Origin of the sequence: Streptomyces uncialis, from assembly GCF_001905345.1 — a bacterium.
In the GTDB taxonomy this organism is placed as follows: Bacteria; Actinomycetota; Actinomycetes; order Streptomycetales; family Streptomycetaceae; genus Streptomyces; species Streptomyces uncialis.
The window spans coordinates 1,539,270-1,565,664 of record NZ_LFBV01000001.1 but is presented as its reverse complement, the minus strand read 5'-3'; the positions used below and the strand labels follow the sequence as shown (position 1 = coordinate 1,565,664).

Here is a 26,395-nt window from a genome sequence, read left to right as displayed (position 1 = left end):
GCTCGTGTCCGGTCGCTCACCTGAGGTCAGCTCTGAAAACTAACACCGCACGTCGGGACAGATTCCGGCAGACCAGGTCATTTAGTGCCGTGACAAAGAGCACCCGTCCCACCGGAACCGACGACCTGGGGATGCGGAAGGTTGCCCTTTCCGATAAAGTGATATCACTTTGCTAGAACGGTTCCGGGCCTCCGATGCCCGGGACCCCTCACGGAACGGGGGCTTCCATGTCCGACGAAGGCTTGGCGGCGGCACGGAACGGCGGACCGGTGGACCGGGTGGGCGGCGGAGCGGATCTCCCGGACATGCCCGCGCCACGGGTCACCGAGTTCCCCGCGCACAGCATCGGCGGCGGACTCGCCCTGCTGCTGGGGCTGCTCGGCACGGCGGCCGGTGCGGTGCTGATCGTCGCCGGGGCGGTCAGCGCCTCGACCGGCGTCAAGGTCGCGCTGATCATCCTGGGCATCACGGTGGCCGTCCTCGCGCTCTTCGCGATGAGCGGACTGAACATGGTCGCGCCCGGTGAGGCCCGGGTGGTGCAGCTCTTCGGCCGCTACCGGGGCACCATCCGCACCGACGGGCTGCGCTGGGTCAATCCGCTGACCACCCGGGAGAAGATCTCCACCCGGGTGCGCAACCACGAGACCGCCGTCCTCAAGGTCAACGACGCGTACGGCAACCCCATCGAGCTGGCGGCGGTCGTGGTGTGGCGGGTCGAGGACACCGCGCAGGCCAGCTTCGAGGTGGACGACTTCCTGGAGTTCGTCTCCACCCAGACCGAGGCGGCCGTCCGGCACATCGCCATCGAGTACCCGTACGACGCGCACGACGAGAACGGGCTCTCGCTGCGGGGCAACTCCGAGGAGATCACCGAGAAGCTCGGTGTCGAGCTGCACGCCCGGGTCGAGGCGGCCGGGGTCCAGATCATCGAGTCCCGCTTCACCCATCTCGCGTACGCGCCGGAGATCGCCTCCGCGATGCTCCAGCGCCAGCAGGCCGGGGCCGTGGTCGCCGCGCGGCGGCAGATCGTCGACGGCGCGGTCGGGATGGTCGAGGCGGCGATCGAGCGGATCACCGAGCACGACCTGGTGGAGCTGGACCAGGAACGGAAGGCGACGATGGTGTCCAACCTGATGGTGGTGCTCTGCGGCGAGCGGGCGGTCCAGCCCGTACTCAACACGGGGTCGCTGTACCAGTGAGCCCCGACGAGGGACGGGAGCGCCGGGGGGACGACGGGGGTGTCCCCCCGGCGCGGCCCGATGACGGGACCGCCGAAGGCGGCGCCCCCGGCGCCCGGGACACCGGGAGCGCCGGGACGCGCGCGGCCCGGGCGGCGCGCAAGCAGGTACTGCTGCGGCTCGACCCGCTGGTGTACGACGCGCTGGCCCGGTGGGCGGGGGACGAGCTGCGGAGCGCGAACGCGCAGATCGAGTTCCTGCTGCGAAGGGCGCTGCGGGAGGCCGGGCGACTGCCCGGCGGAGCCAAGCCGATCCCCCGTCGGGGACGGCCTCCCGGCGGGGACGACTGACCCTCCGGGATCTCGGCGTACACGGACACAACCGGGGGCGCGGGGTCCACGCGGATTCGCGTGGACCCCGCGCCCCCGAGCTCCGCTGGCCCGGGGCGGGCCTGGATCGGGGCCGAGGCGCCGGCCGGTCGCACACGGTCGCCCACGCCTGTCGAGAAACTGTGACAAACACTCTTTGACCTGCGGAGACACCGCATTCAAGGGGCGGCCCCGCACGGCTATGCACCCCGCGTATACCTGCGGTGTATACGCCCTGTGTACAGTTCTCGTCATGTCCATCGGTCACACATTGCTAGGGCTCCTGGAATCCGGTCCCCGTCATGGGTACGACCTGAAGCGGGCCTTCGACGAGAAGTTCGGGCAGGACCGCCCCCTGCACTACGGGCAGGTCTACTCGACCATGTCCAGGCTGCTGAAGCACGGACTCGTCGAGGTCGACGGGATCGAGGCGGGGGACGGCCCCGACCGCAAGCGGTACGCGATCACCGACGCCGGCGTCACCGACGTACAGCGCTGGCTCGCGACCCCGGAGAAGCCCGAGCCGTATCTCCAGTCCGCGCTGTACACGAAGGTCGTCCTCGCGCTGCTCACCCACCGGGACGCGGCCGACATCCTCGATACCCAGCGCTCGGAGCATCTGCGGATGATGCGTGTCCTCACCGACCGCAAACGCAAGGGCGACCTCGCCGACCAGCTCATCTGCGACCACGCCCTGTTCCATCTCGAAGCCGATCTGCGCTGGCTCGAACTCACCGCCGCGCGTCTCGACAAGCTCGCCCAGGAGGTGCGCCCATGACCCCCGCCGGTTCCCTGCTGATCGCGACGGATCTGCGCAAGACGTACGGCCCCACGCCCGCGCTCGACGGAGCGCACTTCTCCATCCATCCCGGCGAGGTCGTCGCGATCATGGGCCCCTCCGGCTCGGGCAAGTCCACCCTGCTGCACTGCCTCGCCGGGATCGTCACCCCCGACTCCGGCTCGATCCTGTACCAGGGCCGGGAGATGCACGGCATGTCCGACGCGCACCGCAGCGCGCTGCGGCGCAGCGACTTCGGGTTCGTGTTCCAGTTCGGACAGCTCGTCCCCGAGCTGAGCTGTGTGGAGAACGTCGCGCTGCCGCTGCGGCTGAACGGCACCCCGCGCAAGCACGCCGAGGCCACCGCGCTCGACTGGATGCGCAGGCTGGAGGTCGACGACCTCAAGGACAAACGGCCCGGCGAGGTGTCCGGCGGTCAGGGCCAGCGGGTCGCGGTGGCGCGCTCGCTGGTGACCGGCCCCCGGGTGCTGTTCGCGGACGAGCCCACCGGCGCCCTGGACTCGTTCAACGGCGAGCGGGTCATGGAACTGCTCACCGAGGCCGCCCGCTCCACCCAGGCGGCCGTCGTCCTGGTCACCCATGAGGCGCGGGTCGCCGCGTACTCCGACCGCGAGATCGTCGTCCGCGACGGCAAGTCCCGTGACATGGAGCGCGCCGTATGACCGGTACGCGGACACCCGCCCGGCCCGCGGTGGCGCGGCCGGCCGCCCCGCCCGCGCGCGGGGGCCTGGTGAGCGGATGGACCCGTGATCTGGGGATGGGGGTGAAGTTCGCCTTCACCGGCGGCCGGGAGTCCTGGGTCCGGACACTCCTCACCGCGATCGGGGTGGGCCTCGGGGCGGCCATGCTGCTGCTCACCACGTCGGTGCCGGAGGCCCTGGCCGAGCGCACCGCCCGCGGTGACGCCCGGTTGGACACGTCGTACTCCGGCAAGCCGCTGGCCAAGGCGGACAACACCCTGCTGACGGCCCCGGCCGACACGTCCTTCCGGGACAGGGACGTCCGCGGACGGCTCCTCAAGGCGGAGGGGCCGCGAGCCCCGCTGCCGCCCGGGCTCGGCGCGTTCCCGGCCGTGGGCGAGATGCACGTCTCCCCCGCCCTGCGCGAGCTGCTGGCCTCGCCGGACGGAAAGCTGCTGAAGGACCGCCTTCCGTACCGGATCAGCGGCACCGTCGCCGACGAGGGGCTGATCGGCCCGGCCGAACTCCTCTACTACGCGGGGTCCGGCGAGCTCGACGGCCTCACGGCCGACGAATCCCTCGCGACACGGATCGACAGCTTCGGCGCCAAGACGCTCAAAGAGCCGCTGGACCCCATCCTGATGCTGCTGGTCGTGATCATCCTGGTGGTCCTGCTGATGCCGGTCATGGTGTTCATCGCCACGGCCGTCCGCTTCGGCGGGGAACGGCGGGACCGGCGGCTGGCCGCGCTGCGCCTGGTCGGCTCGGACGCGCGGATGACCCGCCGGATCGCGGCGGGCGAGACGGTCGCGGGCGCGCTGCTCGGACTCCTCTTCGGCGTCGGGATGTTCCTCGCCGGCCGGCAGCTGGCCGAGCGGGTCACCGTCGAGCGGATCTCCGTCTTCCCCGAGGACCTCAGCCCCACCCCCGCGCTCGTCGCGCTGGTACTGGTGTCCGTGCCGGTCGCCGCGGTGGCCGTGACGCTGTTCGCGCTGCGCGGGGTCGTCATCGAGCCGCTCGGTGTCGTCCGGACGTCCGCGCCCAAACCGCGCAAGCTGTGGTGGCGGCTGCTGGTGCCGTTCCTCGGACTGCTGATGCTCGTCCCGATGTTCGGACAAGGCTCGGAGGGCGGGTTCTTCAACACGTACCTCGTCGTCGGCGGTACGGTCCTGCTGCTCGTCGGGATCACCGCGCTGCTGCCCTGGGCCGTCGAGGCCCTGGTCGGCAGGCTCGGGGCCGGGCCGGTGGCCTGGCAGCTGGCCGTCCGGCGGCTCCAGCTCAGCAGCGGGAACGCCGCCCGGATGGTCAACGGCATCGCCGTGGCCGTCGCCGGAGCGGTCGCCCTCCAGATGCTGTTCGCCGGGATCGAGGACGACTACACGATTCCCGGCCAGGGCCCGGTCCGCGCCCAGATGGACGTCTATCTGCCCGAGTCGGTGTCCGTGTCCGACGCCGAGCGCAAGCTGTCGGGCACGACCGGGGTGGAGCGGACCGTCGCGATGGCCATGGGCTGGGCCGGGGGCCACCGCAAGGACTCCGACAGCTCGGTGCCGATCACGGTCGGCGGATGCGAGGTGCTGCGCGAGGTGGCGAAGCTGCCGTCGTGCCGTGACGGTGACACCTTCCTGATCGACTCCGCCACCGACAGCGGCAAGCGGACCAAGAAGCTGGCGGACCGGGGCGGCACGCTCTATCTGGACCCCTCGTCCGAGATGTTCAAGGGCGCGGAGGCCCCGTGGCGGCTGCCCGGACGGCTCACCAAGGCCGAACCGGCGCCCGACCCCACCGGATACAGCCGGGACGGGTTCCTCGTGACCCCCGGGGCGTTCCCGGACGACACGGCCGGCGCGCTCCACCCGAGGGTGTTCATCCAGATCGACGAGGACCAGCCGGACGCGTACGAGTACGCGCGTACGGCGACGGCCCAGCTGAGCCCGTTCGCCTCCCCCTCGACGTACAACGCGCCGCAGAGGGCCGAGCCGTTCGAGAACATCCGCACCGGACTGTCCATCGGGGCGTCCTGTGTGCTGATGCTGATCGGCGCGAGTCTGCTGATCTCCCAGATCGAGCAGTTGCGCGAGCGCAAGAAGCTGCTGTCGGTGCTGGTCGCGTTCGGGACGCGGCGGCGGACCCTGGCGTGGTCCGTGCTGTGGCAGGCGGCGGTCCCGATCGCGCTGGGGCTGGTGCTGGCGGTGATCGTGGGACTGGGTCTCGGCGCGGTGCTGCTCACGATGACGCGGGAGAGCATCCGGGTCGACTGGGACAGTCTGTGGGCGATGACCGGGATCGCGGCGGGGGTGGTGTTCCTGGTGACTGCGCTGAGCATGCCGGCGTTGTTCCGCCTGATGCGGCCGGAGGGCCTCCGCACGGAGTAGCCCTCCGGGTCCCCCTTTCCCGGGGCCCCGGGTTCCCTCCAGGAGCCCGGGGCCCCTCAGCCCGTCCTTGTCCCCGTACCGGTTCCGCTTGTGCTTCCGAGGTCTGTCCGGCTGGGCGCACTTGTCCTGTCCGGGTCGCTCGTGGGGTGCGCAGTTCCCCGCGGGTCGCCTTCGCTTGCGCTTGCGAGGTCTGTCCGGCTGGGCGCACTTGTCCCGTGCGGGTCGCTCGTGGGGTGCGCAGTTCCCCGCGCCCCTGGGGTTCCCCACCTGGGCGGACTTGTTCCTGCACAGGTTGTCCGGGGGTGCGCAGTTCCCCGCGCCCCTGGGTGGTGCCCCATTGCGGTTGTCCCTCGGGTGCGGGACGGTCCTCGTCTTCGCGCAGTTCCCCGCGCCCCTGGGTGGTGCCCCAGTGCGGTCGCTTCTTCGGGTGCGGGACGGTCCTCGTCTTCGCGCAGTTCCCCGCGCCCCTGGGTGGTGCCCCAGTGCGGTCGCTTCTTCGGGTGCGGGACGGTCCTCGTCTTCGCGCAGTTCCCCGCGCCCCTTTGGGGGCGCCCGCCCGGGGCTTTCGTCCGGCTGCGGGCTGTCAGCGACCGGGGTCGGCGTTCAAAGCACCCTCCTCCCGCAGTCGCGCTGCTGCGGGAGGGGGTGGGCGGGAATCTCTGCTCGCAGACTCCGATGCTCTTCAGTCGGGCAACGTAACGGCTTACCGAGCGTGTCGGATCGAGGACGGAGAATCCCGACCGGCACCGACCCGAAGAACCGACCGGATGCGCCCCAAAGGGGCGCGGGGAACTGCGCAAACCCACCGAACGACGGCACAGGAACAAGCGCGCCCACCCGGACAGACCTAGGAAGCGCAAGCGAAGGCGACCCGCGGGGAACTGCGCACCCCACAAGCGACGGCACAGGAACGGAGTGCGTCCCGCCGGGCAGACCTCGAAGGCGCGAGCGACGGGGCCTAACGGAGGACCCGGACCGGCAGTCCCGCGAGGCGTTCGCGCAACGCGTGCGCCAGCTCGCCGTACTCGGCGCCCCGCGCGGCCCCCGTCCGCATCACCAGCGCGACCCGCCGGCTGGGCGCCGGCTCCGCGAACCGCCCCGTCCGCAGCCGCACGTCCCGCGCGGTCTCCACCGGCACCGCCGTCCGCGGCAGCAGCGTGACCCCCAGCCCCCCGGCGACCAGCTGGACCAGGGTCGACAGCCCGGCGGCGGTCGTCGTCACCGGACCCTCCGCCCGCCCCGCGTGCCGGCACACCTCCAGCGCCTGGTCCCGCAGACAGTGGCCCTCGTCGAGCAGCAGCAGATCGAGCCCGCGCAGCGCGTCCCGGGCGATCCCCTCGCGCCCCGCGAGCTCGTGCTCGGCCGGGGTGACGAGCACGAAGTCCTCCTCGAAGAGGGGCAGCTCGGTCACCCCGGGCACCCCGAGCGGCACCGCGAGCAGCAGCAGGTCGAGCCGTCCGCCGGTGAGTCCGTCGACGAGGGAGGCCGTCTGCTCCTCGTGGACCTCCAGCTCCAGCGACGGATAGGTGTCGTGGGCGAGCCGCAGCACCGTCGGCAGCAGATAGGGCGCGACCGTGGGGATCACCCCGAGCCGCAGTGTCCCGGTGAACGGCGCGCGGACGGCCGCGGCCTCCTCCAGGAGGTCACCGACCGCGTCCAGCACGCCCTTGGCACGCCAGGCGAGCCGTTCCCCGGCGGGCGAAAGCAGCACCTTGCGGGTGGTGCGTTCGAGGAGCTGGACCCCGAGCACGTCCTCCAGCGCGGAGACCGCGCCGGACAGCGCGGGCTGGCTCATCCCGATGGCCGCCGCCGCGTCCCGGAAGTGCAGATGCTCGGCGACCGCGGCGAAGGCCCGGAGCTGGGCGATACTGGGCTGCTTGCCCCGGCTGACAGCGCCCGCTCGCAGGGCGCCCGGCTTCCCGGCCACTGATTCGTTCCTCCGATCACGGCCCGGCCCCGGGGGCCGGGACCGCCCCGGACCTGCCCGGAACGTACCGTTCCCCCAGATGTACCATCCGGCCGCATTGATCGGCGAACCGGATCACAGTGACCGTACTGATCGATTTCACCGGCGGTCGCGCTGTGTGACAGGGTGGATTTGTCCAAACCCTCACGCCCCATGGAGTTACCCCCGTGCTCACTGTCGGTGACCAGTTCCCCCTGTACGACCTGACTGCCTGTGTCTCGCTGGAGACCGGCCAGGAGTTCGCGCAGATCGACCACAAGACCTACGAGGGCAAGTGGCGCGTGGTGTTCTTCTGGCCGAAGGACTTCACCTTCGTGTGCCCGACGGAGATCGCCGCGTTCGGCAAGCTGAACGACGAGTTCGCCGACCGTGACGCGCAGATCCTCGGCGCCTCCGGCGACTCGGAGTTCGTGCACCACGCCTGGCGCAAGGACCACGCCGACCTGCGTGACCTGCCCTTCCCGATGCTCGCGGACTCCAAGCACCAGCTCATGCGGGACTGCGGCGTCGAGGGCGAGGACGGCTTCGCGCAGCGCGCCGTGTTCATCGTCGACCCCAACAACGAGATCCAGTTCACCATGGTGACCGCGGGCTCCGTCGGCCGTAACCCCAAGGAGGTCCTGCGGGTCCTCGACGCCCTCCAGACGGACGAGCTGTGCCCGTGCAACTGGAGCAAGGGCGAGACCACCCTGGACCCGGTCGCGCTCCTGGCCGGTGAGTGACCATGGCCCTCGACGAGCTGAAGTCCGCGATACCGGACTACGCCAAGGACCTGCGGCTGAACCTCGGTTCGGTGATCGGCAACAGCGACCTCCCGCAGCAGCAGCTGTGGGGCACGGTGCTGGCCTGCGCGATCGCCTCCCGCTCCCCGATCGTGCTGCGTGAGCTGGAGCCCGAGGCCAAGGCCAACCTCTCCCCCGAGGCGTACACCGCCGCGAAGTCCGCCGCCGCGATCATGGCGATGAACAACGTCTTCTACCGCACCCGGCATCTGCTGTCGGACCCGGAGTACGGCACGCTGCGCGCCGGGCTGCGGATGAACGTCATCGGCAACCCCGGTGTCGAGAAGACCGACTTCGAGCTGTGGTCCCTCGCGGTGTCCGCGATCAACGGCTGCGGCCAGTGCCTCGACTCGCATGAGCAGGTGCTCCGCAAGGCCGGGGTCGACCGCGAGGTGATCCAGGAGGCGTTCAAGATCGCCTCGGTGATCCAGGCGATCGGCGTCACGCTGGACTCCGAGGCCGTCCTGCGCGGCTGAGCGCGACACAACCGGGGAAGGGCCCGGCAGCGGCGGACAGCCGTTGCCGGGCCCTTGCCCGTACGCGGTCCGCGCCGGTCGGGTACGGATGAGGGGGCGTCAGCCGTCCGGGCGGTCGGCGGGCGACGGCGGCGTCCCCGGAGCGGGTTTCTCCAGCGACATGTCCGGGGCCGACCCGGGCTGGACGGGTGCGATGCCCAGCGCGGTGGCGCCGTGCGGCGGCGGCGAGTCCCGCAGCGCGTACTCCCGCGCGTAGGTGCGCAGATAGCCGACGACCGTGTTGGTCACCGCGACCAGCGGCACCGCGACGACCGCGCCGCCGATCCCCGCGACCATGCCCCCGGTGGCGACCGCGAGCACCACCGCGAGCGGATGCACCCGTACGGCCCGGCCGAGGATGAACGGCTGGAGGATGTGCCCTTCGATCTGCTGCACCATCAGCACCACCCCGAGCGTCAGCGCCGCGGTGACCACCCCCTGGGTGACCAGCGCGACGACCACCGCCAGCGCCCCGGACACCACCGCGCCGACCAGCGGGATGAACGCGAACAGGAAGATGAACACCGCGAGCGGCACCGCCATCGGCACCCCGAGGCCGTAGATCCCGAGCCCGATGAACACCGCGTCGATGAGGGCCACGATCACCGTGCCGCGCACATACGCGGTGAGGGTCCGCCAGGCCCGCGGTCCGGCCCCGGCGATCCCGCCGCGCGCGGCGCTCGGCACCAGCTTGAGGACCCACTCCCAGATGCGGCGTCCGTCGTACAGCAGGAACAGCGTCGAGAACATCGTCAGCAGGATGCCGGTCAGGGCCTCGACGATGACGGTGACGCCCTCCAGCCCGGCGGACGTTATCGAGTCGGTGTTGGCCCCCACGGCGTCCCGCAGGGATCCCGCGATGTCGTTGATCTGGTCCTCGGTGACATGGAACGGGCTGTTGAGCAGCCAGTCGCGCAGGTCGTCGATGCCGTTCTGGACCTGGCCGGAGAGATTGTCGATGTTCTCCATGACCTGCCACACCACGAACCAGCCGACGAGCCCGAGGAAGACGAACCCGAGGATCGCAGTGAGCGCGGTCGCCGGTCCGCGGGGCACCCCGTGGCGGCGGAGCTTGGCGACGGTCGGCTGGAGCAGGGCGGTGATGAGCAGCGCGGCGACGAACGCGAGGACGACGAGCTGCACGGCGCTGATGACCCGCATCAGCACCCACAACGTGCCCGCGAGGACGAGCAGTCGCCAGCCGACCTCGGCGGCGACCCTCAGCCCCCAGGGCACGGCGGCGGCCGGGTCGGGCCGGGCGGCGAGGGCCGGCAGATAGGTGACGGGGGTCGCGGGTCCGGCGTCCGGGTCGTCGACGGCCGGGCGCGGGCTCGTGTCACCCGCCGCGCGGCCGTGGTCATCCGTACGGCGGGTGCGCGGGTCGCCGTCGTCGGGGTAGTCGGGGTCGCCGCGGCGCTCGGCGGCGGCGCGGCGCGCCTCCCACTGGGCGCCGAGGTGGGTCAGCCCGGACCCCAACCGGCCCAGCCAGGCTGGTACTCGTGACATGATCCGTACCTTTTCCCGGCGTCCGTCCCGCTGTGCGCGTGCGCCGCGTTTCCCGCTCACCGATCCCCCCGGGGTCCCCGGAGCCCGCCCAACCGTACATGGCCGAAGCCCCGCACCGAAGGACGGTGAGGGGCTCGGAAAGGTTGAGCGGTGCTCCCCGGTCCGGTCGGGCGGACCGGGCCGGGGTGCGGTTCAGCGGCCGGTCAGTACCAGCGGTTGGCCTGCCAGAAGTCCCAGGCGCCGCAGGGGCTCCCGTAGCGCTCCTCCATGTAGCTGAGGCCCCACTTGATCTGGGTGGCCGGGTTGGTCTGCCAGTCGGCGCCCGCCGTGATCATCTTGGAGGCGGGCAGTGCCTGGAAGAGACCGTAGGCACCCGAGCTCGGGTTGACGGCCTTGTAGTTCCAGTCCGACTCGTGGTCGACGATGTTGCTGAAGCACTGGTACTGGTCGCCGGGGACCACGGCACGGGCCATCGACTGGATCTCGGCGATGCTGTACGAGCCCTTGGCCGTCGTCGGCAGGCTGCCGGTCGCGGAGGTGGACCGGGTGGCCGAACGGCTGGCGGCCTCCTTCTCCTCGGCCTCCTCGCGCTCCTTGGCCTCCTTCTCGGCCTTCGCCTTGGCCTCGGCGGCGGCCTTGGCCTCCGCCTTGGCCTGCTTGGCGGCCTGCTGCTTGCTGACGGCGTCCTTGGCCGCCTGGACGCGGGCGTTCTCCTCCGCGTCCTTCTTCGCCGCGGAGTCGGCGGCGATGGCCTGGGCGTCCGCCTGCTGGGTCAGCGAGGAGGTCATGACCTGGGCCTGCTGGCCCGTGGGAATTTCCGCGAGGAGGGTCGCGCCGGCCGCAGCCGCCTCGAAGTCGTTCGGGGAATCCTGCGGGGTACCCGAGGCGACGCCTACGACGGCGCCGACAGTGGTGACCGCGGTGGCGGAGGCCACGGCGAATCCCCGGACCGAGATCCGGCTCACACGATTTCCTTCCAGCATCGCCCGTACGGGTGACCCTCACGGACGCGATCGTGCCCTTGGCGCTGGCCTCCGAACTGCGGGGTCACGGGAGGCACGGACCCGGTGGACAACTCCCCTGACGGGAGCGGCCCGTGGTGCTCGGGCGGCATACGACGACAGTATGGAGTTCTGGACCGCTGTGGCGCCGGCGACCCTGAGGTGCCGGACAGCCGGGAGTGTCGTATGCGGGGCCTGACAGGACTGAGACTCTGCCGTAGCCGTACACCGCAAGGCAATTCCCGTTTACGTGGGAAAGCTCACACCCAGCTCAGGCCAGGGCTTTACCGAAAATCGCCCCATGACACGACGCCGCCCGGCTAAGCTCTCGGGCTTCCCACAGCTCCGAGGCCCGCCGGGCGGCGCCCAACACCCCCCAAAGGGGAGCGAATACGGTGAGACACCGTAAGACGCGGCTCCTGTCCTCCTACAGGTGCCCGTCCTCCAGCATCTCGGTCACCAGGGCCGCGATCTGCGAACGCTCCGAACGCGTCAGCGTCACATGGGCGAAGAGGGGATGCCCCTTCAGCTTCTCCACGACGGCGACCACCCCGTCGTAGCGGCCGACCCGCAGATTGTCCCGCTGCGCCACATCGTGCGTGAGGACCACCCGGGAATTGGCCCCGATCCGGGACAGAACGGTCAACAGGACGTTCCGCTCCAGCGATTGGGCCTCGTCCACGATCACGAACGCGTCATGCAGCGAACGCCCCCGGATATGGGTGAGCGGCAGCACCTCCAGCATCCCCCGCGCGGTGATCTCCTCGATCACCTCACGGCTCGTCACCGCCGACAGCGTGTCGAAGACCGCCTGCGCCCACGGGCTCATCTTCTCGGCCTCGGTGCCCGGCAGATAGCCCAGCTCCTGCCCGCCCACCGCGTACAACGGCCGGAAGACCATCACCTTCTGATGCTGCCTGCGCTCCATCACGGCCTCCAGGCCCGCGCACAGCGCCAGCGCCGACTTGCCGGTACCCGCCCGGCCGCCCATCGACACGATGCCCACGTCCGGGTCGAGCAGCAGATCCAGCGCGATCCGCTGCTCCGCGCTGCGCCCCTTGATCCCGAACGCCTCCCGGTCCCCGCGCACCAGCCGCACACCGCCCTCGGCGGTGATCCGGCCCAGCGCCTTGCCGCGCTCCGACTGGATCGTCAGCCCGGTGTGCACCGGGAGTTCCGCCGCCTCCGGGACGTACAGGCTGTCCTGCTCGAACAGCAGGTCGACCTGTTCGGCGGAGAGCGACAGCTCGGACATCCCGGTCCAGCCGGAGTCCGTGATGGCGAGCTCCGCGCGGTACTCCTCGGCGAGCAGCCCCACCGACGACGCCTTGATGCGCAGCGGCAGGTCCTTGGAGACGACGGTGACGTCGTACCCCTCGGCCTGGAGATTGCGGGCCACCGCGAGGATGCGGGAGTCGTTGTCGCCGAGCCGGTACCCCGCCGGGAGGACTCCCGGGTCGGAGTGGTTCAGCTCGACCCGCAGGGTGCCGCCGAGCTCCCCCATCGGGAGCGGGGCGTCGAGTCGGCCGTACCGGACCCGGAAGTCGTCCAGCAGGCGCAGTGCCTGCCGGGCGAAGTACCCGAGCTCCGGGTGATGCCGTTTGGCCTCCAGTTCCGTGACGACGACGATCGGCAGGACGACTTCGTGCTCGTCGAAGCGGGTCATCGCGTTGGGGTCGGCCAGCAGGACGCTGGTGTCGAGGACGTAGGTGCGCCGGTCTGGCAGGCGGCGCTTCGAGCTGGTCACCACGGAAGGACGTACCCCCTCGGATGAGGTCGGGGAGCCACGGAGCCGCAGGGCACCCCACAGGGATAGGGCGAACCGGGGTCGGGCCGCGAGGCGCGGGCCGCACGCCGGCCCTCCGCCTCGTCCGTACGGTACGTACGGTGCACCTGGTGCAAGGAGCCTCCCGGGCGGACGGCCCATGCCGTCCGCTGAGATCCGGCATCCCTCCCGGTACCGCTGACCGATACCGCTCGGATGCCGACCTGGGTGGCTTATTCCCTTCTGAACGCGCCCCCATGCAGGACCGGGTGACGACACCTTGACGAATGCCTGGTGAACGCCGCCCCGCCGGGTGGGCACAAGACCGGATTCAGCCGCCGTAGCGCCGGTGCCGGGCCGCGTAGTCGCGCAGCGCGCGCAGGAAGTCCACCTTGCGGAACGCGGGCCAGAAGACTTCGCAGAAGTAGTACTCGGAGTGCGCCGACTGCCACATCATGAACCCGGAGAGCCGCTGCTCACCGCTGGTGCGGATGACGAGGTCGGGGTCGGGCTGGCCCCGGGTGTAGAGGTGTTCGGAGATCACGTCGATGTCCACCAGCTCGGCGAGTTCCTCGAAGCTGGTGCCCTTCTCGGCGTGGTCCAGGAGCAGCGAGCGCACGGCGTCGGCGATCTCCTGGCGGCCGCCGTAGCCCACGGCGACGTTCACGAGTATCCCCGTGTTGTCGAGCGTGGCCTGTTCCGCCTCCTTCAGGACCAGTTGCGTCCGCGCGGGCATCAGATCCATGGTGCCCACATGGTGGACACGCCAGCGTCCGTCCCGGGCGAGACCGCTCACCGCGTCCTCGATGATCCCGAGCAGCGGCCCGAGCTCGGACTCGGGACGGTCGAAGTTGTCCGTCGACAGCATCCACAGCGTGACGACCTCGACGTCCGTCTCGGCGCACCAGCCGAGGAATTCGGAGATCTTGTCGGCCCCGGCCCGGTGTCCCTGCGTCGTGGTGCCGCCGGACGCCTTGGCCCACCGGCGGTTCCCGTCGAGGATGACCCCGATGTGCTTCGGTACCTGATCGTGGTCGAGGCGCCCCTCCACCCGGCGTGCGTAGAGTCCGTACACCAGGTCACGCAGGTTCACGTTGAGTCAGCCCCTTGGTGGAAATAGCAGTCGCCGAGGGGCGCCACCCTACCCGTGCGCACGTGCCGCGCCGACCCAGGGGCGAGCGGCTTCTGGAGTAGTTTCGGGCATATGAACGACACCACCCTCTACCGCGCGCGACCGGCCCGTTACGACACGATGGAGTACCGGCGATCGGGCCGCAGCGGACTCAAGCTGCCCGCGATCTCGCTGGGACTGTGGCACAACTTCGGCGACGACCGCTCGCTGGAGTCGCAGCGCGCGATCCTGCGCCGGGCCTTCGATCTGGGCGTCACACACTTCGACCTCGCCAACAACTACGGTCCCCCGCCGGGCTCCGCCGAACTGAACCTCGGCAAGCTGATGCGGCAGGACTTCGCCCCGTACCGGGACGAGCTGGTCCTCTCCACCAAGGCGGGCTACCTCATGCACCCCGGCCCGTACGGGGAGTGGGGCTCCCGCAAGTATCTGCTGTCGTCCCTGGACGCCTCGCTGAAGCGGATGGGCGTCGATCACGTCGACATCTTCTACTCGCACCGTTTCGACCCGCACACCCCGCTGGAGGAGACCATGGACGCGCTGGCGTCCGCGGTCCAGCAGGGCAAGGCGCTGTACGTGGGGGTGTCCTCGTACACCGCCGAGCAGACGACGGAGGCGGCCCGGCTGCTGCGGGAGCGGGGCATCCGCCCGCTGATCCACCAGCCGTCGTACTCGATGATCAACCGCTGGACGGAGGACGACGGGCTCCTCGACGCACTGGAGGACGCCGGGATGGGCTGCATCTCCTTCGTCCCGCTGGCCCAGGGCCTGCTGACGGGCAAGTATCTGAACGGCGTCCCGGAGGGTTCCCGCGCCAGCCAGGGCAAGTCGCTGGACCCCGGTCTGCTGAGCGACGAGGTCGTCCGCCGGCTGCGCGGTCTGAACGGCATCGCGGAACGCCGCGGCCAGAGCCTCGCCCAGCTGGCCCTCACCTGGGTGCTCCGCGACGAGCGGATGACCTCGGCCCTGATCGGCGCGTCGAGCGTCCGCCAGCTGGAGGAGAACGTGGCCGCGCTCGACGGCCCCGAACTGACCGCCGACGAACTCCGCGAGATCGACGAGTACGCGGTGTCCACCCCCGGGACGAACATCTGGGCGGGCCGCGGCTGAGCGTCGGGGTTCGTGTGGATCCGGGTCGGGGCGGGTCCGGGGGCGCTGCTTGCTTGAGCGGGTCCGGCCCTGTGACTCGGGTCGGGCGTCGGTCCGGCGCTGTGACTTGGCGGGCCGGGCCTGATCCGGCGGTGCGCGCTGCCGGGTCGGCCCTGCGGTTTGCCGGGCCGGGCCGGGGTTCGGCGGGGGTCGCGCCCGGTGTCGGGGCGGACGGCCTGGGCCGGAACAGGGGACGGGCCGGTCCGTGGGGGGGGATACGGACCGGCCCGAGGGGGGGTTTCCACCATAACCCTTCGCCTGTGGGACCGCGTGCGCGCCACACGGACGACTACGCTCCGAAACCGTCCGGCGACCCTCCGGTGAGGTGTGCGGGTATCGCGCTCACCGGAGAAGGTGCCGGTACAGGGCCTTCGACCAGGCATTCCACGGCTCGGTGGGGTGCGGTGCGGTGCGCTCGACACGGGCGCGCGCGGTCCCCCTTGGGGGTGACGGGGGACGTTGCACGTGGTTGACGCACAAGACGGGATGGGCGGGCGCCTGGCCCCGAGCGTGGGTGCCGGGGCGGGGCATCGGCGGCCGGCCGAGGGGCTGTCGGCATCGCGCGGCCCCCTCCACCGCGCGATACCGCCCGCGCAGCTTTGCTGACGCGAATTACCTTGGTCCGAACTTACGTGACGCTCACCGCTGGATCGAGCCATGCCCGATAACGATGTGGGCACCCCTGGGGCACCCCGGGGTGGGGGGCGGACGGGGTGGTCAGCCCTGGCCGCCGGGTTCGCCCTGCCCGGTACGGGGTGTGGTGGGCGTGCGGCCACCCGGCGCGCGCAACGGACGCCCGGCACGGCGCGGGTGGTCCACCCGCGCGGGTCCGGCGGCGGCCCCGCCCCGCTGGACGGCATCGGCGCGGCGGGCGGGCGCGGTGGAGGTGACGGGGGTGGTGGGGGCGGGGGTGGCCGGGGCGGTCGGGGCGGTCGGGGCGGTCGGGGCGGTGACCCCGGAACCGGTGGTGCTCGGTTCCGGGGCGGGGGCGGCGGTCAGTGCGGGGGCGGAGCCCGTCCTGGGGGCGGCGGTCGAGCCGGGTGCGGGGGTCGAGCCGGGGGCGGGGGCGGCGGTCGGTGCGGGGTCCGCCGTCGCCGCGTAGCCGGGGTGCTTGCGGGCGACGATGCTCTCCATGTGCTGGAAGCCCCACTCACCCAGGGGGCCCAGCGCGGCGTTCAGCTGGGCACCGACCTCGGTGAGCGAGTACTCGACCCGGGGCGGGACCTCGGCGTACACCTCGCGGTGCACGATCCCGTCCGCCTCCAGCTCCCGCAGCTGCTGGATCAGCATCTTCTCGCTGACGCCCACCACCTCACGGCGCAGCTCCCCGAACCGCAGCGGACCCTCGGCGTCGTACAGGCCCCAGAGGATCAGCGGCTTCCACTTGCCTCCCACGACATCGACGGCCGCGTCGAGACCGCACAGATAGGGACCCCGGACCTTACCCATGGCCAACTCCTCGTCACGGCATATCACTTGTGCCCATCACTTACGCGAACGACAGTACTGCCCCTTCACGCGGGTGGGCACCTTCCGGCGGCTCAGCGGCCCCCCGGTCGGCGGGCCTCGATCAGGAATCGGGAGCTGTGCGCGACGAAAGGCCCGTCGCGGCGGATGTCCTCATGCAGCTCCCGGAGCCGGTCCCGGTAACGCTCCACCGTGAAGCCCGGCACCATCCACACCACCTTGCGCAGGAAGTGCACCACGGCGCCCACGTCATGGAACTCCATCCGCAGCCGCTCGGACCGCAGGTCGACCACATCGAGTCCGGCGGCCTCCGCCGCACGCCGGGCCGCCCGCGGGTCACGGGCCTTGCGCACCCGCTCGGGCTGGGGCCCCAGGAAGTACTCGACCACCTCGAAGGCGCTGGCGGGCCCGACCTCCTGGGAGAAGTACGTACCGCCGGGACGCAGCACCCGGGCGGCCTCCGCCCAGTGCGCCCGCACCGGGTGACGGCTCACGACCAGGTCGAACGCCCCGTCCGCGAACGGCAGCGGATCGTCCTGCCCGGCGGCGACCACGACCACCCCGCGCGGCCCCAGCCGGGCCGTGGCACGGGCGACGTTGGGCGGCCACGCCTCGGTCGCCGCGACGAGCCGGGGCAGCACCGGAACGGAATCGAGCACCTCACCGCCCCCGGTCTGGACGTCCAGCGCGGCCGAGGCCCGCCCCATCCGCTCACCCATGGCCCGCGCGTACCCCCACGAGGGACGCTCCTCGGTGGCACGGCCCTCGAACCACGAGAAGTCCCACCCGTCGACGGGCGCGGCCTCGGCCTCGGCGACCAGAGCGGAGAAGCCGGAGGCACCGGCGGAGGGGACGGGACCGGTGGAGTTCGGGACGGTGGGGTTCGGATCGGTGGGGTTCGGATCAGCAGAGGCGGGTCCGGCCGGGGCGGGGCCGACCGGGGCTGGGCCGGAGGTTGCGGAGGGGTCGGGGGCGGGGACGTCCATGACCTCGATGGTGTCAGGAGCGTCCGGGGTGGGCGAACGGATTACAGGTTGCATCTGCGAAGGGACTTCGTTCGATCCGGACGATCCGGTGGGTGAATCCGAGACAGCCGGTCCCGATGGGGGGGCCGGAGAGAGCCACACGTCCCGCGCGGAAGCGGTGCAGGTGCCCTGACCATCCTTCATCCTCCGGACTGCGAAGACCAGTTCATCGGTGGTGAACTCGCCGTGCACCAGATATCCGCGTGCCCCGAGCCTGCGGGCCTCCCGTACCGTTCCCGGCTCCGCGCTGTACGTCAGCATCAGCACCGGGGCCAGACACGCGAGGGCGGGCAGGGCCGTGAGGCCGTCGGTGCGGGGCATCCGGACGTCGAGGAGGACGAGGTCGGGCCGGTGGTGGCGGACGGCGGCCAGGGCCTCGTCGCCGTTGGCGGCCTCGGCGACGACCGAGAGGCCGGGGCGGGCGCCGAGCAGGGCGGCGAGTCCGGCCCGGACGACCGGGTTGTCGTCGGTCACGACCACCCGGACAAGTGACGGTTCGAAGGGCTCAGCGGGCATGGTCGGCCTCCGGGAGGAGGAAGGGGACGGGGGTCGGCGACGGTGTCGAGGGTGCTGGTGGCGGTACGGGTAGCGGCGGGAGGGTCAGGAGGATCGTCGTACCGGTGCTGCTGCCCGCTGGACCGGGTACCAGGCCTATGTGGAGGTCGGCGCCGAGGGCCGCCGCGCGTTCCGTCATCCCGAGGAGCCCGAAGTGGCCCTGTGCCCGCAGTGCGGCGAGCCGCGCCGGTGCCGGGGGCACCGGGCCCCAGGGCAGTCCCCGGCCGTCGTCGGTGACGGTCACGGTCGGGCCGTGGCCGTCGCGCGGGCCGCTCACCGTCACGGTGACGCGGGAGGCGCCGGCGTGCCGGTGCGCGTTCTCCAGTGCCTCCGCCACGATCGTGACCGTCTCGCGGGCCGTGACCCGGGGCACGGCCGGCGGGGACGCCTCCGGGTGGGGCTCCAGGACGGTGAACCGGGTGTCCGTTCCGCTGCGGGCGCGGAAGGCGGCGACCAGGGACCGCAGTTCGGTTGGCAGGTCCACCATGGGGGGATCGTCGGGGGTGAGCGGTTCGGTGCCGCGCAGATCGCTCAGCAGGGTGCGGGACTCGGCGGCGGCTGCTCGGGCCGCGTGGGCGACCTGTTCGGCGCGGGTGCGCAGGGTGGCCGGGTCGACCCGGTCGGCGCAGAGCGCGAGGCCCTCGGCGGAGAGGGCGAGACCGTGCAGGGTCTTGGTGACCGAGTCGTGCATCTCGCGTGCCAGCCGGGCGCGTTCGGACTCGACCGCGTCCCGTACCGCGAGGTCCGCGTTGGCCTCGGCGAGGGCCTGGGTCGCCGCACCGAAGCGGAACATCAGGTTCCGTAAGGTCACGCCGATGATCCCGGCGGCGACGCAGAAGCCCGCCAGCAGCACCGTGCTCGGCCCCGTCCCCGGCCGGTGCTCCCAGGCCCGGTACGCCATGAGCAGGGCGACGATCTGGAGCCCCGTGAAGACTCCCGCGCCCCGCCACCCGTACAGCAGGCCGGACAGCAGCGGGGTGAGGGCGGCCACGTACCCCAGTGGGGAGGCCGGGGACGCGGTGAGGAGCAGGACGGAGCCGAGCAGGAGGTCGACGCCCAGCAGGGTGGGGTGGGCGAGGACGCGCGGGCCGAAGCGTTCCCAGTCGCGCAGCATCGCGTAGGAGCCCATGAATCCGGCGACGGCCGCGGTGAGGACGACGTAGCGGGGCGGGCCGTCGGGTGCGCCGGTCATGGCGAAGGGCACCCCGATCGCGATGACCGCCAGCCGCACCCCGAAGACCTGGCGGCACAGCGCCTGGAGGGCACTGAGCTGGATGCGGAGGCTGGGCGCGGGCGCGTCGTCCTCAAGGGCGGACGGCCAGGGCCCGGGGCGGGTCGCGAGCGGTGAGCCCGGCCGGCGGGTGTACGGGGCGCTGGACGAGCGCCCGGTGAGCCGTGACGCGAGACGGGCGGTGACCCGCCCACCGAGCCGACCGGGCAGCCGGTGGGTGGTCGGCGCGGTGCCGTACGCCGTGCGGGGGCCGGAGGCGGACGCGGACACGGCGCGGGTACCGGCGGTACCGGCGCGTCCACCGCCCGTCAGGACGGCCGCCAGCCGGCCGGCCGTCCCCATGAACCGGCCGACCGCACCCGTGAACCGCCCGCCCCGGCGCCTGGACCGGTCGGACCTCCCCCGTGCCCCCTGTGGCCCCTGTGGCCCCGTGCCGTCCTCGAAGGCCGCTTCCCCGGGTTCCATCAGCGCCCCAGGACGGAGCCGAAGTCGGTGCCGGAGCCCAGGAACATACCGGTGGCGATGAGGATCATCGTGGCGGGCAGCATGAAGACCAGGGTGACGACGGTCGCCTTGGGGATGGTCTTCGCGGCGCGGCGGCGGGCGTTCTGGGCGTCGGTGCGGCGCATGTCACCGGCGATCTGGATCAGGGTCTCGGCGATCGGGGAGCCGAGTTCCTCGCCCTGCTGGAGCGCGGAGACGAACTGGGCGACCTGCTCGGACTCGTTGCGGCGGCGCAGTTCGTCGAACGCCTGGCGGCGGCTGACGCCCATGTCCATCTGGCGCAGGGTGATCCGCAGTTCGTCGGCCCAGGGGCCCTCGTAGCGTTCGGCGACCCGGTCGAGTGCCTGGCGGAAGCCGAGTCCGGCGGAGACGACGACGGCGAGGACGTCCAGGAAGTCGGGCAGGGTGCGGTCGATGACGGCGCGGCGTTCGCGGACCGCCTGCCAGATCAGGACGTCGGCGGCGAACAGGCCGAAGGCGAGGGTGAGGGCGGCGAACAGGGTCTGGCCGTTGTTGAGGAAGACCAGTCCGAGGACGACCCCGAAGACGCCGTACACGGCGCGGCGGGCCGCGTAGCGGTCGATGGTGAGACCGCCGGGGTTGCCCGCCATGTCGATACGGCGGCGTTTGGCGTCCACGCGCCTGCGGCCCATCAGCCGCAGGACCGTCGGCGCGAACCGCATGCCGAGGCGGTCGACGGCGGACTCCGCGGTGGAGACCCGGGTGGCGCCGACCTCCAGGGCGAGGGCGAGGTCACCGGGGAGCTTGGCCTCCGAGCGGTACATCCGCACGCCGAACAGCACGCCGAACACCGCGGCGCCCATGAGCAGGGCGAGGAGCAGGGCAGTCATCGGGTGTCCACCTCACACTTCGATCTTGCCGAGGCGGCGGATCACGAAGAACCCGACCCCGTAGAGCCCGAGGGCGAGCAGCATCAGGAACTGGCCGACCGGGGAGCCGGTCACCCGGGCCAGGGCGCCCTCGTTGGAGGAGTTCACGAGGAGGAGGGAGCCGAGGCCGAGCAGGGGCACGGTGAACGCGGTGGCGTTGACCTCGGACAGCATGGTCCGCACCTCGCGGCGGGTCTCCTTGCGGTCCTCCAGGGTGTGGGTGAGGTTGCGCAGCGAGCCGACGACGGTTCCGCCCGCCTTGTTGGACAGGACGAGGGTGGTGACGAGGACGACGAGTTCGCGGGAGGGGAGGCGTTCGGCGAGTTCGCCGAGCGCGTCGTCCACGGACCGGCCGAGGGTGAGCTGGTCGGCGACCAGGGACAGTTCCTCGCCGGCGGGTGCCTCCAGTTCCTCGGCGGCCATGGCGAGGGAGGTGCGCAGCGCGAGGCCCGCGGCGGTGGCGTTGGCGAGCAGCCGGGCCACGTCGGGGAGCTGGTTGATGAACGCCTCGATGCGCTTCTGTCGCTGCCAGTTGAGGAAGATCAGGGCGCTCCACACCCCGACGGCGGCGGCGACCGGTCCGAAGAACGGGGCGAGCGCCGACGCGGCGATCAGCCAGAGGGCGACGACGACGGCGACGGCGTAGGTGAAGAACTCCCCGGCGGTGAGGTCGAGTCCGGTGGCGGAGATCCGCAGGTTGATGGCGCGGCCGAGCCGGGTGCGCCGGATGCGGCGGTCGATCGCGGCGAAGCGGCGGGCCCGGGTGGTGGGGCCGTGCAGCGGGCCGCCGGAGAGCCGGTCGACGAGGGCCCGGCGCTGGGCCCGGCCGGAGGCCCAGAAGTGCAGTCCGCCGACGGCGAGGGCGCAGCACAGCAGGGTGGCGCCGAGGGCGAGGAGGGCGGTGTCGCTCATGCCGCCCTCCGGGTGCGCGCGGGGGCACGGGTGGGCCCGTGCGGTCGGGGGGTCATCCGAGGGCCTGCCTTGGGTGGGGTGCGCCGGTGTCTTCGGTGACGCCGAAGGCGGGCGGGATCGGTTCCCCGGCGACGTACAGCCGCTCGGCGACCGGCCGGGGCAGCGGCAGGTGTTCGAAGTGGCCGTGGACGAGGCGGTCGGCGCCGGGGAGGCGTGGGACGAAGCGGGAGACGGTGGCGATCCGGAAGTCGTCGCGGCCGTGCGAGACGAGCAGGGCGACCTCGGCGATCCGGCGGGAGCCGTCGGCGTGCCGGGCGAGCTGGACGACGACGTCGACCGCCGAGTTGATCTGGTCCTTGAGCGCTTCGAAGGGGATCTGGACCTCGGACATGGAGCCGAGGGTCTGGAGCCGCATCAGGGCGTCCTCGGCGGTGTTGGCGTGGACGGTGGCGAGCGAGCCGTCGTGGCCGGTGGACATGGCCTGGAGCATGTCGAGGGTCTCGCCGCCGCGGACCTCGCCGACGATGATGCGGTCGGGGCGCATCCGGAGGCTGTTGCGGACCAGGTCGCGGATGGTGATGCGGCCCTTGCCCTCGACGTTCGGGGGGCGGGACTCCAGCCGGATGACGTGTTCCTGCTGGAGCTGGAGTTCGGCGGAGTCCTCGATGGTGATGATGCGTTCGCGGTCCGGGATGAGTCCGGACAGGGCGTTGAGGAGGGTCGTCTTCCCGGAGCCGGTGCCGCCGCTGACGATGAGGTTGAAGCGGGCGCGGACGAACGCGGACAGCAGCATCAGCATGTGCTCGTCCAGGGAGCCCATGCCGATGAGTTCGGGGAGGGTGTAGGCGCGGGGGAAGCGGCGGATGGTGAGGGTGGGGCCGGTGAGGGAGAGCGGGGGGATGATGACGTTGACGCGCTCCCCGGTGGGCAGCCGGGCGTCGACCATCGGGTTGGACTCGTCCACACGGCGGTTGACGGTGGAGACGATGCGTTCGATGGTCTGCATCAGCTGTTCGTCGGAGGCGAACCGCAGCGGGAGCTGTTCGACGCGGCCCGCGCGTTCCACGAAGACGGCGTCGGGCCCGTTGACCATGATCTCGGTGATCGAGGGGTCCGCGAGCAGCGGCTCCAGCACCCCGAGGCCGAGCGCCTCGTCGACCACACGCCGGATGAGCTGGGTGCGTTCGACGGTGGAGAGGACGGGCCCCTCACGGCTGATGAGATGGCCGAGGACGCGTTCGAGCCGGACGCGGCGGTCGGCGGCGGCGAGGGAGGACATCTCGGCCAGGTCGATCTCTTCGAGGAGCTTGGCGCGGTAGACGGCGACGAGGTGTTCGTCCTCGCGTCCGGCACCGGCGTCCTCGGGGGCGGCGGCCAGCCGTGATCTCAGGCTCATGTCCTCTTCCTCCTTCCAGGGGTACTTCCGGGGGTGCTTCCAGGGGTGCGGGTACGGCGGGTCACTCGTCGGTGGGCATGGTGACCTCCCGGCGGACCTCCATGCCGGAGCCGAGGAACGGGACGAGGAGGGGAACGTTCACGGTGACGGTCGCGCGGGACAGTTCGGGCCCCTCGGAGGTGGTCACCGTCGCGTCGAGTCCGCTGTCCATCGCGGCGAGCCCGGCGGCCTCCCCGGGGCCGCCCTGGGCGGTGACCCGGGCCGCGGCACGGGCCGCGGAGCCCGCCTGGCTCGCGGAGTACCCGATGAGCCCGAGCTGGATCGCCGCGAGCCCCACCAGCAGCAGCACCGGCAGGAACCCGGCGAACTCCAGCGTGCTGACCCCCCGGTCGCCCCGACGCCCCCGGAACCCGGCGGTACGCCCGCCCGGCCCCGGCCCCGCAGAAGACCGCCGCCGACCCGAAGGGCCCCGAAGGGGGCGCGGGGAACTGCGCGGAACCACCGGCGACCGGCCACCCGAGAACCCGGCCCGAGCCACACCAGCGCGACCCGCACCCCACCCACAACGCCGCAACAGGCCCCGAAAGGGGCGCGGGGAACTGCGCGAACCCACGAACGACCGGTCACCCGGAAACCGGCGCCCAGCCGCACCAGCGCGACCCGCACCCGCCCCGCGACCCCCGGACGGACGACGACGCGAGCTCCCCGCCAGGGGTCCGCGGAACCGGGCGACCCCAGGAACCCTGGGAACTCCGGGAACCCTGGGAACCCCAGGGATCTGGCGGAACCGGGCGGACCGGGAACCCCCCGGCCTCCTCACGACGCACCCCCGTCGTCACCCTCGACCGCCGCCCCGGCACTCGCGTCCACACTCCACCCCGTGGTGACCCCCGGGAAGAACACGGGCACCTCCGCGCTCACACTGGCCCGCCACACGAGCCCGTCCCGGGCGCACGACACGGCGGCCCCGTCCCACGCGGCGGGCAGATGCCGCCGCGCGGCGGCCTCGCACGCGGCGCCGCCGCCGTCCCCGAAGGCGGCGGCGGCCGTCGCGGCCCGCGCGCCCTCGTCCGCCGCGTTCCCGGCCAGCGAGAAGGTGTACCCGTACAGCGCGCACTGCCACAGCACCGCGACCACCGCGAGCAGCAGCGGGAACATCCCGGCGAATTCGAGGGTGACCGCGCCCCGGTCGTCCCCGCCGCGGCGCCGCAGCGCGAGGGCACCCCGGTCGCCGGTACGGCGTTTGCGGGCCGCCGGGTCGGTGGGCGCGGCGACGAGGCCGAGTTCCGCGCCGAGGGCCCAGATGGCCTGCTTGACGGTGGACTTGTGGTCGAGGTCCTGGACCCGGCCCGCGTCCACGACGGCGTGGAGTTCCTTGAAGTGGGCGGGCACGCTGGTGCGGGCGACCCGGGTGCCGGTGACGCGTTCCACGAGGGACGCCTGGATCTCCGTACCGCGGGCGTGCCGGTTGAGGACGGTGACGGTCTCCTCGGCCTTGCGGATCTGGAGCCGGTCCCAGAGCCGGACCATGCGTTTGGCGGCGCGGACGGCGATGACGTCGGGGGTGACGAGGAGCAGGGCATGGTCGGAGAGTTCGACGGCGGCGGCGCCGGCGGCGCTCATCTGGGTGCCGCAGTCGACGACGACGATCTCGTAGCGGGAGCGCAGCGCGCCGATGACCTGGCGGGCGAGGCGGTCGGTGACCTCCTCGCCGCGTTCGCCCTCGGCGGGGGCGAGCAGGAGGCCGACGCCGCTCTCGTGGGTGAAGACGGCTTCCTGGAGGACGCGGGCGTTGATGTCGCCGACGGCGGCGAGGTCCGCGATGGAGCGGCGGAACTGGACGTCGAGGTAGGAGGCGACGTCCCCGGACTGGAGGTCGAGGTCGACGAGGGCGACGGTGCGGCCCCCGGCGCGGGCGGCGAGGGCGAGCTGGACGGCGGTGAGGGTGGTGCCGACGCCGCCCTTGGCGCCGGTGACGGTGACGAGGGTGCCGCCGGGTCCGGCGGCGGTCAGGGTGTCGCCGCCGCTGCCGAGGTGGCGGCGCATCCCGGTGGCCCAGGTCGCGGCGGCGTGGACGCGTTCGGCGAGGGCCTCGTAGCCGAGCGGGAGTCCGACGATGCCGCGTACGCCGGAGTCCATGGCGGCGGTGAGGACATCGGTGGAGGTGTCGGCGGAGATGAGCAGGACGCCGACGGAGGGGAACCGCTGGACGATCTCGCGGATCAGCTCGGGCACCGGGGCGGGCCCGATGCGTTCATGGACGAGGACGACCTCGGGGAGTTCGTCCAGGGACTCGGCGGCGAGCCGGGCCAGGGTGTCCAGCAGGGTGGTGGTGTCGGCGACGGGCAGCGCGGGGTCGGCGTCGGGGAGCTGACCGAGCAGGGTCGACAGTGCGCGGGCGGATTCGAGATCCCCCACGGCGGGCAGCACACGGACGCTCATCGCGACGCTCCTACCGGTCCTCGTCGAGGGTGTACTTGCGGTCGCCGGGCGGTACGTCCGCCGCGCCGCCGGGGGCGACGAGGGCGAGCCGGACATGGGTGGCGAAGGACTCGGCGTAGGCGACGCGCTGGGCGTCGGCGGTGCCGAGGGCGAAGGTGATGGGGACGGCCTCGTCGGAGCGGCGGCTGCGGTCGCGGCGGTCCGGTTCGAGGGCGGTGAGCTTGCCGACGTCGATCACCTCGGCGCCCGCGACGATGACGCGGGACTCGGACTTGGTCTTGCCGTCCTCGCCCTCGAAGGTGGCGTAGATGTTGACGGAGGCGCCGGGGTGGATCTTCCCCGCCACCCCGGTGGCCGCGTCGATCATGATGGCGATCTCCTGCTGGCCGGGGTTGAGTTCGGGGCGTTCGACGATCATGTCGGACTGGAGCAGTGAGCCGCGCTCCAGCCGGGTGACGGCGATCTTGCCGCGGATGGCGGCGAGGTCGGTGACGGCGTTCCCGGAGAGCCAGCGCTCGGGCATGCTGATCTTCTCGAACTGCCCGGTGGACAGGGCCTTGTAGGGGTCGATGTCCTGTTTGAGGCGGTAGGCGGTGACCTCGGGTCCGACCTTGGAGTTCACGTCGCGGATCACCGACAGGACCCCGGCGAAGGCGCCGACGGCGCACAGTACCGAGAGGACCAGCAGGATGACGCCACGGCGCTGGCGTGAGTTCATGGCCGGACTACCTCGATCGTGAACGTGGGCGTATGGGCG

General features: G+C 72.1%; 21 protein-coding genes and 2 pseudogenes. 8 read left to right on the top strand and 15 right to left on the bottom strand.

Annotated elements, in window-relative coordinates:
• Positions 1 to 305: 305 nt before the first annotated feature.
• The 5 genes from AB852_RS06745 (at position 306) to AB852_RS06725 (ending at position 5,400) form a co-directional block, all read left to right on the top strand.
• Positions 306 to 1,199 carry an SPFH domain-containing protein gene (locus tag AB852_RS06745; protein WP_073785556.1) on the top strand — a complete coding sequence of 298 codons (894 nt, stop codon included), beginning with the start codon at positions 306 to 308 and terminating at the stop codon, positions 1,197 to 1,199.
• Positions 1,196 to 1,528, top strand: a complete 333-nt coding sequence (locus tag AB852_RS41605) for a type II toxin-antitoxin system antitoxin (RefSeq protein ID WP_399505506.1) — start codon at positions 1,196 to 1,198, stop codon at positions 1,526 to 1,528. The genes AB852_RS06745 and AB852_RS41605 overlap by 4 nt, the downstream gene beginning before the upstream one ends.
• Before the next feature lie 271 nt (positions 1,529 to 1,799).
• The gene (locus tag AB852_RS06735) at positions 1,800 to 2,324 is read left to right on the top strand and encodes a PadR family transcriptional regulator (protein ID WP_073784514.1); all 525 of its coding nucleotides are present in this window, start codon (positions 1,800 to 1,802) and stop codon (positions 2,322 to 2,324) included.
• The gene (locus AB852_RS06730; protein ID WP_073784512.1) at positions 2,321 to 3,007 is read left to right on the top strand and encodes an ABC transporter ATP-binding protein; all 687 of its coding nucleotides are present in this window, start codon (positions 2,321 to 2,323) and stop codon (positions 3,005 to 3,007) included. The genes AB852_RS06735 and AB852_RS06730 overlap by 4 nt, the downstream gene beginning before the upstream one ends.
• On the top strand, positions 3,004 to 5,400 hold the full coding sequence (locus AB852_RS06725) for an ABC transporter permease (RefSeq protein WP_425444151.1): 2,397 nt from the start codon (positions 3,004 to 3,006) through the stop codon (positions 5,398 to 5,400). Before AB852_RS06730 ends, AB852_RS06725 begins: the two co-directional genes overlap by 4 nt.
• Before the next feature lie 958 nt (positions 5,401 to 6,358).
• Here the strand turns inward: AB852_RS06725 and AB852_RS06720 are convergent.
• On the bottom strand, positions 6,359 to 7,327 hold the full coding sequence (locus AB852_RS06720) for a LysR substrate-binding domain-containing protein (RefSeq protein ID WP_245876627.1): 969 nt from the start codon (positions 7,325 to 7,327) through the stop codon (positions 6,359 to 6,361).
• A gap of 206 nt (positions 7,328 to 7,533) precedes the next feature.
• Here AB852_RS06720 and AB852_RS06715 point away from each other — a divergent pair, with 206 nt between their 5' ends.
• Both AB852_RS06715 and AB852_RS06710 read left to right on the top strand, forming a co-directional pair.
• Positions 7,534 to 8,088, top strand: a complete 555-nt coding sequence (locus tag AB852_RS06715; RefSeq protein WP_073784510.1) for a peroxiredoxin — start codon at positions 7,534 to 7,536, stop codon at positions 8,086 to 8,088.
• Positions 8,089 to 8,090: 2 nt separating this feature from the next.
• Positions 8,091 to 8,624 carry an alkyl hydroperoxide reductase gene (locus AB852_RS06710; protein WP_073784508.1) on the top strand — a complete coding sequence of 178 codons (534 nt, stop codon included), beginning with the start codon at positions 8,091 to 8,093 and terminating at the stop codon, positions 8,622 to 8,624.
• Positions 8,625 to 8,723: 99 nt separating this feature from the next.
• Here the strand turns inward: AB852_RS06710 and AB852_RS06705 are convergent, their stop codons facing one another.
• The 4 genes from AB852_RS06705 to AB852_RS06690 all read right to left on the bottom strand — a co-directional run bounded on the left by AB852_RS06705 (position 8,724) and on the right by AB852_RS06690 (position 14,028).
• On the bottom strand, positions 8,724 to 10,169 hold the full coding sequence (locus AB852_RS06705; protein ID WP_073784506.1) for an AI-2E family transporter: 1,446 nt from the start codon (positions 10,167 to 10,169) through the stop codon (positions 8,724 to 8,726).
• A 203-nt stretch (positions 10,170 to 10,372) separates the two neighbouring features.
• Entirely contained in the window at positions 10,373 to 11,134 is a 762-nt protein-coding gene (locus AB852_RS06700; protein ID WP_455433314.1) for an aggregation-promoting factor C-terminal-like domain-containing protein, read from the bottom strand.
• Between the two features lie 463 nt (positions 11,135 to 11,597).
• On the bottom strand, positions 11,598 to 12,920 hold the full coding sequence (gene phoH2 / locus AB852_RS06695; RefSeq protein ID WP_073784504.1) for an RNA 5'-3' helicase PhoH2: 1,323 nt from the start codon (positions 12,918 to 12,920) through the stop codon (positions 11,598 to 11,600).
• 346 nt (positions 12,921 to 13,266) lie between these two features.
• The gene (locus tag AB852_RS06690) at positions 13,267 to 14,028 is read right to left on the bottom strand and encodes an isoprenyl transferase (protein WP_073784502.1); all 762 of its coding nucleotides are present in this window, start codon (positions 14,026 to 14,028) and stop codon (positions 13,267 to 13,269) included.
• 111 nt (positions 14,029 to 14,139) lie between these two features.
• On the opposite strand from AB852_RS06690, the gene mgrA reads away from it, so the two are divergent.
• Positions 14,140 to 15,177 (top strand): L-glyceraldehyde 3-phosphate reductase, encoded by a 1,038-nt coding sequence (gene mgrA / locus AB852_RS06685; protein WP_073784500.1) that lies wholly within the window; start codon positions 14,140 to 14,142, stop codon positions 15,175 to 15,177.
• Positions 15,178 to 16,320: 1,143 nt separating this feature from the next.
• Here the strand turns inward: mgrA and AB852_RS38415 are convergent.
• The 10 genes and pseudogenes from AB852_RS38415 to cpaB form a co-directional block, all read right to left on the bottom strand.
• Positions 16,321 to 16,665 (bottom strand): annotated as a pseudogene (locus AB852_RS38415) (winged helix-turn-helix transcriptional regulator); the annotation flags it as partial.
• A gap of 92 nt (positions 16,666 to 16,757) precedes the next feature.
• Positions 16,758 to 17,669, bottom strand: a complete 912-nt coding sequence (locus AB852_RS40565; protein ID WP_425444155.1) for a methyltransferase domain-containing protein — start codon at positions 17,667 to 17,669, stop codon at positions 16,758 to 16,760.
• Between the two features lie 258 nt (positions 17,670 to 17,927).
• A pseudogene (locus tag AB852_RS40560) lies at positions 17,928 to 18,224 on the bottom strand (response regulator); the annotation flags it as partial.
• Positions 18,214 to 19,836 carry a sensor histidine kinase gene (locus AB852_RS06665; protein ID WP_079184334.1) on the bottom strand — a complete coding sequence of 541 codons (1,623 nt, stop codon included), beginning with the start codon at positions 19,834 to 19,836 and terminating at the stop codon, positions 18,214 to 18,216. The gene AB852_RS06665 and the pseudogene AB852_RS40560, both read right to left, overlap by 11 nt.
• A gap of 122 nt (positions 19,837 to 19,958) precedes the next feature.
• Entirely contained in the window at positions 19,959 to 20,849 is an 891-nt protein-coding gene (locus AB852_RS06660; RefSeq protein ID WP_073784498.1) for a DUF5936 domain-containing protein, read from the bottom strand.
• Between the two features lie 12 nt (positions 20,850 to 20,861).
• Positions 20,862 to 21,800: a type II secretion system F family protein gene (locus AB852_RS06655; protein WP_073784496.1), complete on the bottom strand. Its 939-nt coding sequence runs from the start codon at positions 21,798 to 21,800 to the stop codon at positions 20,862 to 20,864.
• 52 nt (positions 21,801 to 21,852) lie between these two features.
• Positions 21,853 to 23,196, bottom strand: coding sequence for a TadA family conjugal transfer-associated ATPase (locus tag AB852_RS06650; RefSeq protein ID WP_073784494.1), 1,344 nt, complete (start codon positions 23,194 to 23,196; stop codon positions 21,853 to 21,855).
• Between the two features lie 61 nt (positions 23,197 to 23,257).
• Complete coding sequence (locus tag AB852_RS06645) at positions 23,258 to 23,545, bottom strand: pilus assembly protein (RefSeq protein WP_241561956.1); 288 nt, start codon at positions 23,543 to 23,545, stop codon at positions 23,258 to 23,260.
• Positions 23,546 to 24,012: 467 nt separating this feature from the next.
• A complete protein-coding gene (locus AB852_RS06640) occupies positions 24,013 to 25,638 on the bottom strand; it encodes an AAA family ATPase (protein ID WP_073784492.1) in 1,626 nt (541 codons plus the stop codon).
• A gap of 10 nt (positions 25,639 to 25,648) precedes the next feature.
• On the bottom strand, positions 25,649 to 26,356 hold the full coding sequence (cpaB, locus tag AB852_RS06635) for a Flp pilus assembly protein CpaB (protein ID WP_073784490.1): 708 nt from the start codon (positions 26,354 to 26,356) through the stop codon (positions 25,649 to 25,651).
• Positions 26,357 to 26,395: the final 39 nt, after the last annotated feature.